A 12,491-nucleotide genomic window follows, 5' to 3' on the forward strand; every position below is an offset into this window, starting at 1 on the left:
GGCATCAGTGTCTCTACGCAAAGGATTCGTCATCAATCAGAATCATCTGTGTCCCGATTGCCGCCGCTGCAAACTTTTTACGCCCGTCAAATTGCTCATTGCGTGGCAATTTGGCGCAAAATACTATGTACTGACAAACAAATGGCGAGGAAGTTCGCCTTCATCGACGCGTCTGTGACGCACGCAAAAGTACAAGGCTATGGCACAAGAGATCGAATTAAAGTTTATCGTCGAAAAAGACAGCGTTGACGCGCTCCGCCAGCATCTGCAAACGCTGTCCGGCGAACACCATGAACCCGTACAGCTGCTCAATATCTATTACGAAACGCCGGACAACTGGCTGCGTCGTCATGATATGGGCTTGCGCATCCGCGGCGCGAACGGACGCTACGAGATGACGATGAAAATCGCCGGTCGCGTTGTGGGCGGTTTGCATCAGCGCCCCGAATACAATATCGACATCAATCAGCCAGAACTTGAGCTGGAACGTTTTCCGGCAGAAGTGTGGCCAAACGGCGAACTGCCATCCACCCTGGCAGCAGAGGTGCAGCCGCTGTTCAGTACCGATTTCTGGCGCGAGAAATGGCTGGTAACGGAAGGCAAAAGCCGCATTGAAATCGCCCTTGATTTGGGCGAGGTGAAAGCGGGGGAATACCAGGAGCCAATTTGCGAACTGGAGCTTGAACTGCTGGAAGGCGAGACGAACGACGTGCTGAAGCTGGCGCGTAAGCTAGTGAGTCAGTCAGGCTTGCGTCAGGGCAGCCTCAGCAAAGCCGCCCGCGGCTATCATCTGGCCGCCGGGAATGCGCCACGGGCGCTGAAAGAGACCCCTGTGTTACGCGTAGCCCCAAAAGCCAGCGTTGAGCAGGGCATGGAGGCGGCTCTGGAGCTGGCGCTTTCGCAGTGGCAGTACCACGAAGAGCTCTGGGTGCGTAATGTGAAAAACGCAAAAGCGCACGTCCTGGCCGCCATCGGTCTGGTTCGTCATACCCTGATGCTGTTTGGCGGCATCGTGCCTCGCAAAGCAAGTGCTCACTTACGCGATCTGCTGACGCAAACTGAAGCGCTGATGCTCTCTGATGTGTCTGCGCAAACGGCGATCTACAGCCCGCAAACCGCGGCCGCCAAACTGGCGTTGACCGAGTTTCTGGTGACGCGCGGCTGGCGCACCTTCCTGGACGCGAAAGCCCAGACTAAAATCGCAGAAAACTTCAAACGTTTCGCGGATATCCACCTCTCCCGCCATGCCGCAGAGCTGAAAACCACCTTTGCTTATCCGCTGGGTGACCAGTACGGCGACCAGCTGATCCGTCTGACGCGCAACATCGACTGCATGCTACTGCTGTCGGGTGCCTATGATGACATCAAAACGCAGGCGTGGCTGGAAAACTGGCAGGGGCTGAAACATGCCATCGAAACCCGTCAGCATATTGAGATTGAGCATTTCCGCAACGAGGCCATTTCGCAGGAGCCATTCTGGCTGCACAGCGGAAAACGTTAACTCTGGCAAGGAACCCCTATAATGCCGCTTTCTTCGCAGTTACAGCAGCAGTGGCAGACCGTTTGCGAACGTCTGCCTGAGTCATTACCGGCGTCATCGTTAAGCGAGCAGGCAAAGTGCGTGCTCACGTTCAGTGATTTTGTGCAGGAAAGTATTACTGCTAACCCGGACTGGCTGGTGGAGCTTGAAAACGCCCCGCCGCAGGCTGACGAGTGGCGGCATTATGCAGGCTGGCTGCAAAGCGCGCTGGCTGAGGTGGCGGATGAAGCCACGCTGATGCGCGTTTTGCGCCAGTTCCGCCGCCGGGTGATGGTGCGCATTGCCTGGGCGCAGTCGCTTGAGCTGGTCAGCGAAGAGAGCACGCTCCAGCAGTTGAGCGAGCTGGCGCAGACGTTGATCGTCGCCGCGCGAGACTGGCTCTACGCCGCCTGCTGTAAAGAGTGGGGTACGCCGTGCAGCGAGGAAGGGGTTCCTCAGCCGCTGTTGATTCTGGGGATGGGCAAGCTGGGCGGCTGCGAGCTGAACTTCTCCTCCGATATCGACCTGATTTTTGCCTGGCCGGAGAACGGCTCCACGCGCGGAGGCCGTCGTGAGCTGGACAATGCCCAGTTCTTCACCCGTCTTGGCCAGCGTCTGATCAAGGCGCTGGATCAGCCGACGCAGGACGGTTTTGTCTATCGCGTGGATATGCGTCTGCGTCCGTTTGGCGACAGCGGCCCGCTGGTGCTGAGCTTTGCGGCGCTGGAAGATTACTACCAGGAGCAGGGGCGCGACTGGGAGCGTTACGCGATGGTCAAAGCGCGGATCATGGGTGACAGCTACGACGCTTACGCCAACGAGCTACGCGCCATGCTGCGCCCGTTTGTGTTCCGTCGCTACATCGACTTCAGCGTGATCCAGTCCCTGCGTAACATGAAAGGGATGATTGCCCGTGAGGTACGCCGTCGTGGGCTGAAAGATAACATTAAGCTCGGCGCGGGTGGCATTCGTGAAATCGAGTTTATTGTCCAGGTCTTCCAGCTTATCCGCGGTGGTCGCGAGCCGTCGCTGCAATCCCGCTCGTTGCTCCCGACGCTGTCGGCGATTGAGCAACTCCATCTCCTGCCAGAGGGGGACGCGCAAACCCTGCGTGAGGCATATCTGTTCCTGCGTCGTCTGGAAAACCTGCTGCAAAGCATCAATGACGAGCAAACCCAGACCCTGCCGGGGGATGACCTGAACCGGGCGCGTCTGGCCTGGGGCATGCGCGTGGACGACTGGGCCGCATTGACCGAACGGCTGGAGGCGCATATGGCAGGCGTGCGCCGTATCTTTAACGAGCTGATTGGCGATGATGAAAGCGAATCGCAGGACGATACGCTCTCTGAACACTGGCGTGAACTGTGGCAGGATGCCCTGCAGGAAGATGACACCACGCCCGTGCTGGCGCACCTGAGCGACGACGATCGCCATCGGGTGGTGGCGCTGATTGCCGATTTCCGCCTCGAACTCAACAAGCGTGCCATTGGTCCGCGTGGTCGCCAGGTGCTGGATCACCTGATGCCGCACCTGCTGAGCGATGTCTGTTCCCGTGCCGACGCCCCGGTGCCGCTTTCCCGCATGATGCCGCTGCTGAGCGGCATTATTACGCGTACCACCTATCTTGAACTGCTGAGCGAATTCCCGGGGGCGCTGAAGCACCTGATTACGCTCTGCGCGGCGTCACCGATGGTGGCCAACAAGTTGGCGCGTTACCCGCTGCTGCTGGATGAACTGCTCGATCCTAATACCCTCTATCAGCCGACGGCGACCGATGCCTACCGCGATGAGTTGCGCCAGTATCTGCTGCGCGTACCGGAAGAAGATGAAGAGCAGCAGCTGGAGGCGCTGCGCCAGTTCAAACAGGCCCAGATGCTGCGCGTCGCGGCGGCAGATATTGCCGAAACGCTGCCGGTGATGAAAGTGAGCGATCACTTAACCTGGCTGGCGGAAGCGATCATCGATGCGGTGGTGCATCAGGCGTGGATCCAGATGGTGGCGCGTTACGGCCAGCCGAAGCATCTTGCTGAACGAGAAGGCCGCGGTTTTGCCGTGGTGGGCTACGGTAAGCTCGGCGGGTGGGAGCTGGGATACAGCTCCGATCTGGATTTAATCTTCCTGCACGACTGTCCGGCCGACGTGATGACCGACGGCGAGCGAGAAATTGACGGGCGCCAGTTCTATCTGCGTCTGGCCCAGCGCATTATGCACCTGTTCAGCACCCGCACGTCATCGGGCATTCTGTACGAAGTGGATGCCCGTCTGCGTCCGTCCGGCGCGGCTGGCATGCTGGTGACCTCAACGGAATCCTTCGCCGATTATCAGAAAAACGAAGCCTGGACGTGGGAGCATCAGGCGCTGGTGCGCGCCCGCGTGGTGTATGGCGATCCGCAGTTAAAAACGCAGTTTGATGCCATTCGTAAAGCGGTGATGACCACCCCGCGTGAGGGCAGTAAGTTGCAGACCGAAGTGCGCGAAATGCGTGAAAAAATGCGTGCGCATCTGGGCAATAAACACCGCGATCGGTTTGATATTAAAGCCGATGAGGGTGGCATTACCGACATTGAGTTTATCACCCAATATCTGGTGCTCCTGCACGCGCATGACAAGCCGAAGCTGACCCGCTGGTCGGATAATGTGCGCATTCTGGAGCTGCTTGCGCAAAACGACATCATGGATGAGCAGGAGGCGCAGGCCTTAACCCGCGCCTACACCACGCTGCGCGATGAGTTGCACCACCTCGCCTTGCAGGAACAGCCGGGCCACGTGGCGCTCGACTGCTTTACCCGTGAACGCGACCAGGTGAAAGCGAGCTGGCAGAAGTGGCTGGTGGAACCGTGCGTAACAAAACAAGTGTGATATCATCGCGCGCAAATTGTGAATCTTTCTGGAGTCAGGAATGAAAGTAACACTGCCAGAGTTTGAACGTGCTGGAGTTATGGTTGTCGGCGATGTGATGCTGGATCGCTACTGGTATGGGCCGACCAGCCGTATCTCCCCGGAAGCACCGGTACCGGTCGTTAAGGTCGATACCATTGAAGAGCGTCCTGGCGGCGCGGCAAACGTGGCGATGAACATTGCTTCTCTGGGCGCGCATTCGCGTCTGGTGGGCCTCACCGGTATCGACGATGCGGCGCGCGCGCTGAGCAAGTCGCTGGCGGACGTGAACGTGAAGTGCGATTTCGTTTCTGTTCCGACGCACCCGACCATTACCAAGCTGCGCGTGTTGTCGCGTAACCAGCAGCTGATCCGCCTCGACTTTGAAGAAGGGTTTGAGGGTGTGGATCCTGAGCCGCTGCACGAGCGCATCAATCAGGCGCTGGGCAATATCGGCGCGCTGGTACTGTCTGATTACGCCAAAGGGGCACTGGCAAGCGTACAGCAGATGATCCAGTTGGCGCGTAAAGCCAATGTGCCGGTACTGATCGATCCGAAAGGCACCGACTTTGAGCGCTATCGCGGCGCAACGCTGCTGACGCCAAATCTCTCTGAGTTTGAAGCGGTGGCGGGCAAGTGCAAGTCGGAGGCGGAGATCGTCGAGCGCGGCATGAAGATCATCGCTGACTTCGAGCTGTCTGCACTGCTGGTGACCCGCTCCGAGCAGGGGATGACGCTGCTGCAGCCGGGCAAGGCGCCGCTGCATATGCCAACCCAGGCGCAGGAAGTGTATGACGTGACGGGTGCCGGTGATACGGTGATCGGCGTGCTGGCGGCAACGCTGGCGGCGGGTAACTCCCTCGAAGAAGCGTGCTACTTCGCGAACGCTGCGGCGGGCGTGGTTGTCGGTAAACTCGGGACCTCTACCGTTTCGCCAATCGAACTGGAAAACGCCGTGCGCGGCCGCGCCGATACCGGTTTTGGCGTCATGACGGAAGAAGAGCTGAAAGTGGCCGTTGCCGCCGCGCGTAAACGCGGTGAGAAAGTGGTGATGACCAACGGCGTATTCGACATTCTGCACGCGGGCCATGTCTCTTATCTGGCGAATGCGCGCAAGCTGGGCGATCGTCTGATTGTGGCGGTGAACAGCGATGCCTCGACCAAACGTCTGAAGGGCGAAACGCGTCCGGTGAATCCGCTGGAGCAGCGTATGATTGTGCTGGGTGCGCTGGAAGCGGTGGACTGGGTTGTGCCGTTTGAAGAAGACACGCCTCAGCGTCTGATTGCAGGCATTCTGCCTGACCTGCTGGTGAAAGGCGGCGATTACAAACCGGAGCAAATCGCGGGCAGCGAAGAGGTCTGGGCCAACGGCGGTGAAGTGATGGTGCTCAACTTTGAGGACGGGTGTTCAACCACCAACATCATCAAAAAGATCCAGAAAGACAGTCAGTAAAAAACGGGCCAGTTGGCCCGTTATTTCACCCTCTCCCCGTGGGAGAGGGCTGGGGTGAGGGCATCAGGCCGCACTTAGGCCTGGTCATCCACCGGCGGTATCGCTGGTGCCGGCTTCACTTCTTCCGGGGTATTGCGGTTTTCCAGCTCGGTAAGACGCTGTTCCAGCAGCGCCAGCTTTTCACGGGTGCGCAGCAGAACCTGTGTCTGCACGTCAAACTCTTCGCGGCTCACTAAATCAAGGCGAACCAACTGCGCCTGCAGCGTCTGGCGGATTTTCTTCTCAACGTCATCACCAAATTCACGAATACCTTTTGGCATGGACTCATGAACCTGACGCGCAATTTGCTCAATTTTCTTCGGGTCAATCATAGTGGCTTCCCTTGATAAGACGGTGTTGATGAACATTGTAGCGCGTCATGCTCCAGGATAAAGCAGATTTGTTTGAAGCTTATGCATTGCCCAGGTTAATCAATAGCGTTATAGTTATCTCGCTTATTCTCAGGGCGGGGCGAAATTCCCCACCGGCGGTAAATCAGCGTCATGCTGAAAGCCCGCGAGCGCTTTGGGTGAACTCTCAAAGGTCAGCAGATCCGGTGTAATTCCGGGGCCGACGGTTAAAGTCCGGATGGGAGAGAGTAACGATCCAGTCGGGCATGGGCCCGCTCACGTTATCTTTTTGCCGCTTATACGGCGCTCCTAAGACTGCCCTGATTCTGGTAACCATAATGTTAATGAGGTTTTTTTACCATGAATCAGACGCTACTTTCCTCTTTTGGCACTTCAACTCAACGTGTTGAACATGCACTGGATGCCCTGCGCGAAGGCCGCGGCGTGATGGTGCTTGACGATGAAAACCGTGAAAACGAAGGCGACATGATTTTCGCCGCCGAAAACATGACCGTTGAGCAGATGGCGCTGACCATCCGTCACGGCAGCGGCATCGTATGCCTGTGTATTACCGAAGACCGCCGTAAGCAGCTCGAGCTGCCGATGATGGTCGAAAACAACACCAGCGCCTTTGGTACCGGCTTTACCGTGACCATCGAAGCCGCGCATGGTGTGACTACCGGTGTCTCCGCGGCTGACCGTCTGACTACTGTCCGTGCAGCAATTGCCGATGACGCCAAGCCATCCGACCTGCACCGTCCTGGCCACGTCTTCCCGCTGCGTGCGCAGGCGGGCGGTGTGCTGACCCGTGGTGGCCACACTGAAGCGACCATCGATCTGGTGACGCTGGCAGGCTTCAAACCTGCAGGCGTACTGTGTGAACTGACCAACGATGACGGCACCATGGCGCGCGCACCAGAGTGCATCACCTTTGCACGCCTGCACAACATGCCGGTGGTGACAATTGAAGATCTGATCGAGTACCGTCAGGCGCACGAGCGCAAAGCCAGCTGAACGGTGCACGAATGAGAAAGCCGGGGAAACCCGGCTTTTTTGTCTCTAGTGGTAGTTAATTTTAAACAGCACGACCGTTTCAAAAGGGCCAGAATCGATACCCTTTCCCTCTGCACGTGAAAGCTCAGCGGTGTACGTGGTCTCGAAATGCAGCACCGAACCGGTAAAATCAGCGTACTCGTCATACTGATTGAAGGTGTAAGGCTGTGTGCCGTTAAGAATGCGCAGCTTCAGGCCATTACCAATCAGCAACGCCGTATCACTGGCCGTCAGCTCGCTATCGGTATAGAACGACGAGTCAATCTTAAATCCGTCTGAACACTGCGCATCCTGTACTTTACTGGTTTTAACCGAGAACGTTCGCGTACGCGTGCCCTGATTGACGATGTCACGTGCGCTGAAGGTGCCAAAGTCGATCTCCTGATTTTCAGGGTAAATACTGAACGTCGCTCCGCAGTCCAGTACCCTGATGTTTTCCAGCCCGTTAATGTGATATTTGAGGTTTTTGGCATCAGGAAGCGCATTTACGCCGCCTTTGCCGTCAAACTGCACGACGATGTAATCACCAAGCGTGCTGACGTAACCCTGAGGCGGTATCGCTTTGAGCTTAACGTACAGCCTGAAGCGTGCCGCAAAGGTTCGTGAGGTATGTACATCCCACGCATTCCCCGAACAGATGTATTTCTCCCAGCCCATCGCTTTTAACTGTTCGGCCGTGTATTTGCTCAGGCTGTTGTTGTCCAGACACTGACGGGTATCCACGCCGTAGGTTTGCCCGATGGCATCGTAATCTGCACCCTCGTAGGTTACACCGAGTTCGTAGTAAGGATCCGACACCGACGGATAAGGGTTCACCCAGGCGAAGACGTCTTCGTTCTCATGATTTGACGCGGTATTTCTGTCGCAATACACGGGGATTTTGATATCGCTGGATTCCCAAATCTTTTGCCCAACTTTTGCTGTGCTGGGGATTGAGAATTCTGACACCGTTTTGGTTTGCTCCACCGGACCATTTTGTGTGCCAAGGTAGCAGTTCAGCGCCAGCGCCTGCTTAAGGGGACACATCACCAGCATAAAAAGGAAAAGCTTAGCGAGATGTCGCATTTTGCCCTGCCTTGCGCGGTGTTAGCGTGCATGGTGTTGACCCGGTACAGGTTAAATTGACCTTGCGTAGCGCACCATAATCATCAATATAACCTATGCTGTAGCCCGTTCCTTCTGTTTCACTTAGCGTCAGCGTACTGGTCGCAAACGGGCTAATCATCAGGCTGTCGAAGCCTGGCATCATGGTTTTTCCGTTATTGCTCAGCCACGCCAGCGTAATGAAATAGGGCGTTGGGTTTTTCAGGCGCATGGTTTTGCCTGACAGCGTCACCGACAGCTGCATTTCCGTCTCTTCACCTGATTTTTTACGAATGCTTTCCGGCCGCCAGAACAACTTTATGCGACTCTGCATAGCCACCTGCATGACGCTGCGCTCCTCTTTCAGGCTCCCGCTTTTGGGCGGCACTTCACGCAGATTGAAATAAAACAGCGTTTCCCGATCTTCAGGCAGCTGTTGCGTCGCGGCCTGTTTCACGATCCGCACCTGTGACGAGGCGCCGGGTTCAATGCGCTGAATAGGCGGCAGGACCATAAAATGGGTGTCCTCTTTGCGCCCGTCCCGATCCTCCACCCAGGCGAGGGCAAGGTAGGGAAGCGATTTGCTCTGGTTTTCAATGGTCAGGCTGCTGGCTTTATCGCTTTCGGCAAAGACGATGCGCGTCCTGTCCAGGTTAATTGCCGCCTGCGAGACGCCGGAGCCACAAAACAGGAGTGCTGCTAAATAAACGTATGATTTCATAGTGATAAGTTACTGGCAGGGCAGCATCAGCTGCGTGGTGTTGTCGAGAGAAGCTGGCAGGGAGAAATGACACTGCTGATCGTCTCCCCAGGTGACGATAAAGTGCTGTTCAGCTTTTACCGCCCCCAGCCAGATATGTCCGTCCTGGGCGATAATGCCCACCTCTTTGCCTGAATCCTGCTCACGCACCTGGGCGCCGAGAGGCGGCGTGCCGCTGGCGGTACGCACGATCCCGGCAACATCCTGACCCTGACGGGAGGCAATCAGCCGATAACCGATTGCACCCTCGGTCCAGGTGGAGCGAATGACGTGGTTATCGACATCGACACCCTCTGGCAGGTTATTCAGATTGACCTGTACGCTGGCGGGCATATAGCTCGAAAAGGCGGGCAGGACGCCAATACCAAACATGTTGGTGGCATCGCGGGACATATTCAGCGGTATATTGCCGATCCCTTCCGTGCTGACCATCACGCGCGGTTCGTTGCCGTAGCTCCGGCGATGAAGCGACGCCCCGTGGGCGGTTGCGGTAAACGAGCCGTTCCAGCTCGCGCTGACGGAACGGTAGTCATGGGCCTTGTAGCTTCCGGACAGGTTCAGATCTCCCGTCCCGGCATAGTGCTGATAATTGGCGCTGACTTGCGCCCCGGCGTCAGTTTTTTTGCTCTCTGTACCAGCGGATATCCCCCAGGTATTGTTACTGTCTGAAGAGTCATACCAGGAGAGCGTTTGACGCGTCGTGTCGCTGTTTCTCAGATCGTAATTGAGGCGATGATCCGGATCGAGAGGGATGCTTAAAGAGAAGTAAACCTGCGTGTCATCGCCTTGATCCTGATAATGTGTTTTGCTCAATGAGGCCGTCACGCCAAGATTTTTCCAGCGACCAAGGTCGAAGTTGTATCCTGCCGTGAGTGTGCCGGTGGTGGAGGGGGCTCTGTCCCACCAGGTCTGGCGCAGCAGACCAAAGTAAAGGTTTAGCGACAGGGCGGGAATGTACTGGCTGGCAGTGATGCTCAGCGTCTGTTTTTCCGTTTCCGCGTTACCCTGGTCTTTTTCAAGAAAGCGGGCATAGCTGAGAAAGCGGCTGTCGGAGTAGCGGTAGCTGGCAAGCGTGAGCTGACTCCCGGTGGTGTCGAAACGCTTGCTGTAGTTGATGCGGTAACTGTATCCCGTCTGCTTTGCTTCCCCCTCGTGCTGGCTGCTGGCCTGGGTGACATCAAATGACAGCGCGCCCAGCATATCCATGTTCTGCCCGATACCTGCCGCCAGCGCGCGGTAATCATTACCGCTGTTCAGGATCCCGCCGTACAGGGAGGTCCGGGACAGTACGCCCCAGGAGAATTCGCTGCTTAAAAAGGCCTCGCTTTCGACCTGATGCGAGCTGTCCTGACGGGGTTTACCGCCCGCCAGCTTATAGCGAACCTGGCCTTGTCGCGTCAGGAAAGGCACAGAGGCAGCAGAAACCTGAAAGGTGCTGGTATGACCGTCTTCTTCGGCGACGGTGACGTCCAACGTTCCCTGTACGGACTGGTTGATATCCTGGATGACGAAAGGGCCCGGTGGGACTTTGGTTTGATAGATAATTCTGTCTGCCTGGCTGACGGTCACGGTGGCATTCGTCTGAGCAATACCAGAAATTTGTGGCGCGTAGCCGCGCAGAGACCAGGGGAGCATGCGCTCGTCGCTGATAAGTGAGGCTCCTGTGTAGGAAAATCCGTCGAAAATATCCGACTCAAAATCTGACTCACCCAGCGTGAACTTTGAGCCGAATGCAGGCAGAGGGCGAAAAAGGTAGGCGCGAGAAAGGCGCCCGTCGCTCTGCGACCTCCCTTCCGTACGGTTAAGGGCGTACTGATAATCTCCCCGCAGTCGCCAGGCGCCCAGGTTGGCGCCAGCGGTCCCGTAGGTATTGACGTTATCGCTGCTTGACCCCTCATCTGGCTGATAGCGGCTGGCAAACAGATTGTAATCCAGCAGCACGCCTGAGACACCGTTGTCCCAGGTCGCGGGCGGCATCCAGTTGGTGGAACGGTACTGTAGCCAGGCCTGAGGTAGGGTGACTTCCAGCGTTTGCGTCGCCTGAATAAACTCGAAACGAACCTGCGGCAGCGGGGAAAAGTCGACACAGCCCGCGTTAACCGTCAGCATGCTGCGGTACTTATCGTCCAGACCAAAAGTGTCCGCCAGATCGGACGGAATGCAGACTTCCGTTGTATCGTCTTTTTTATACCAGGCTAACTGCCAGCCGTTAGCGAGTGGCGTATTATTAATTGCAACGTTAACGAAATAATGACCCGGCGCAACGTGGTTCTTATCTTTGAACTGGGATAAATCAACATTGCCGCGCTGATCTTTATCGATAGCGTTAATATTAAATTCAACGGCGGCCAGTGGAAGAGGCGTAAGAAAGCCAGCAATGATGATCGAAAATGCACTGTATTTCATCATTCAGCTCTCAAATAAAATTACGGCAATGGCTGGCAAATATATTGCCAGCCGAAATATAATTAACGGTATGGGCTTATTTATACAACAGGACGTAATTCGCGGTAGATTCGACCTGGCCTGCCGTTGCTGTTTTACCATCGACCACTTCCATCTGCGCTTTGAAGTGCAGCGTCTGGGTCGCTGAACCCGCAGAAAGATCGACAGTTTGAGCCGTACCAAGCGTGATAGGGGTCTCTGCATTATCCAGCAGACGAACGCCCACGTTCTGCGCGCCGCCCGCATAGGTGTTGCTCATCAGGCTGGTATCGGTTGCGTCGGTAGCGGTGCTGCTGAAGGTTACGTCCACTTTGGTGACGGGTGTTGCGGTTTCATCTGCAGCGTCAAGCTGGCAGTTTTCCAGGTTGATATCAACCGGTACCGCCGTGGATTTTTTATTCACATTCATCACCGCCGTGGTGAACTGGCCAAGTTCAATCTCTTTATCAATACTGTCTGGTGCAATATTGCATGGTGCGTCAATAATAACGCCCTTAAAGGTGATTTTACCGGAGCCCTGATCGCTTGCCAGTGCATTGCCAGAGATAAAAGAGCCTAAAGCAACCGCCAAAAGTGTTTTTGAAATATTTCGCATGAAATATCCTTGTTATGAATAATATTTAAGAGATATTGATGTTTGAGGCGGTTGTATTCTAAAACTAATTGTAACAATACGTGATTAAAAATAATTAAAGTCTCTTTAAGTATGCGTTTATTAATTATTGAAGTGAATGGCTTACGTAGAAAAAAGAGGGCGAGGGGCTAAATAAGCAGACCAGAAGAAAATGCTGGTCTGCTTTTTGATCAATTATTGATAATTTATTTTGACAATAATGTCTTTACTGAATGGTCCAGGAGGCTTTGTTGAATAAATCAGATTTCGGGTAAGTCTCCCCCGTAGCGGGTTGTGTT

At 55.7% G+C, this 12,491-nt stretch carries 9 protein-coding genes and 1 riboswitch; of the genes, 4 read left to right on the forward strand and 5 right to left on the reverse strand.

Translation table 11 applies throughout. The annotated features are described in order from the left end of the window. The first annotated feature begins 199 nt into the window (after nt 1-199). Genes HX884_RS12940 through hldE form a run of 3 tightly spaced genes read left to right on the forward strand, consistent with a single transcriptional unit; the run spans nt 200 to nt 5,849 of the window. Nucleotides 200-1,501 carry an inorganic triphosphatase gene (locus tag HX884_RS12940; protein ID WP_178328285.1) on the forward strand — a complete coding sequence of 434 codons (1,302 nt, stop codon included), beginning with the start codon at nt 200-202 and terminating at the stop codon, nt 1,499-1,501. An 18-nt stretch (nt 1,502-1,519) separates the two neighbouring features. Then, nucleotides 1,520-4,378, forward strand: coding sequence for a bifunctional [glutamate--ammonia ligase]-adenylyl-L-tyrosine phosphorylase/[glutamate--ammonia-ligase] adenylyltransferase (glnE, locus tag HX884_RS12945; RefSeq protein ID WP_178328287.1), 2,859 nt, complete (start codon nt 1,520-1,522; stop codon nt 4,376-4,378). Nucleotides 4,379-4,418: 40 nt separating this feature from the next. Then, on the forward strand, nt 4,419-5,849 hold the full coding sequence (gene hldE, locus HX884_RS12950; RefSeq protein ID WP_013098758.1) for a bifunctional D-glycero-beta-D-manno-heptose-7-phosphate kinase/D-glycero-beta-D-manno-heptose 1-phosphate adenylyltransferase HldE: 1,431 nt from the start codon (nt 4,419-4,421) through the stop codon (nt 5,847-5,849). Between the two features lie 74 nt (nt 5,850-5,923). Here hldE and ubiK read toward each other — a convergent pair whose 3' ends face one another. Beyond that, on the reverse strand, nt 5,924-6,220 hold the full coding sequence (gene ubiK / locus HX884_RS12955) for a ubiquinone biosynthesis accessory factor UbiK (protein WP_013098757.1): 297 nt from the start codon (nt 6,218-6,220) through the stop codon (nt 5,924-5,926). Between the two features lie 121 nt (nt 6,221-6,341). Further along, nucleotides 6,342-6,492, forward strand: a riboswitch (FMN riboswitch). A gap of 106 nt (nt 6,493-6,598) precedes the next feature. Between ubiK and ribB the strand changes: the two genes are divergently transcribed. Continuing rightward, nucleotides 6,599-7,252: a 3,4-dihydroxy-2-butanone-4-phosphate synthase gene (gene ribB, locus HX884_RS12960; RefSeq protein WP_008502964.1), complete on the forward strand. Its 654-nt coding sequence runs from the start codon at nt 6,599-6,601 to the stop codon at nt 7,250-7,252. A gap of 45 nt (nt 7,253-7,297) precedes the next feature. Here ribB and HX884_RS12965 read toward each other — a convergent pair whose 3' ends face one another. The 4 genes from HX884_RS12965 to HX884_RS12980 all read right to left on the reverse strand — a co-directional run bounded on the left by HX884_RS12965 (nt 7,298) and on the right by HX884_RS12980 (nt 12,174). After that, complete coding sequence (locus HX884_RS12965; protein WP_038420609.1) at nt 7,298-8,356, reverse strand: type 1 fimbrial protein; 1,059 nt, start codon at nt 8,354-8,356, stop codon at nt 7,298-7,300. Next, on the reverse strand, nt 8,340-9,095 hold the full coding sequence (locus tag HX884_RS12970; RefSeq protein ID WP_178328286.1) for a molecular chaperone: 756 nt from the start codon (nt 9,093-9,095) through the stop codon (nt 8,340-8,342). Before HX884_RS12970 ends, HX884_RS12965 begins: the two co-directional genes overlap by 17 nt. A gap of 9 nt (nt 9,096-9,104) precedes the next feature. Continuing rightward, a complete protein-coding gene (locus tag HX884_RS12975; protein ID WP_178328288.1) occupies nt 9,105-11,540 on the reverse strand; it encodes a fimbria/pilus outer membrane usher protein in 2,436 nt (811 codons plus the stop codon). 76 nt (nt 11,541-11,616) lie between these two features. Beyond that, nucleotides 11,617-12,174, reverse strand: coding sequence for a fimbrial protein (locus tag HX884_RS12980; protein WP_038983453.1), 558 nt, complete (start codon nt 12,172-12,174; stop codon nt 11,617-11,619). Nucleotides 12,175-12,491 lie beyond the last annotated feature (317 nt).

The organism is Enterobacter sp. SECR19-1250 (assembly GCF_013391025.1).
Lineage (GTDB): Bacteria > Pseudomonadota > Gammaproteobacteria > Enterobacterales > Enterobacteriaceae > Enterobacter > Enterobacter cloacae.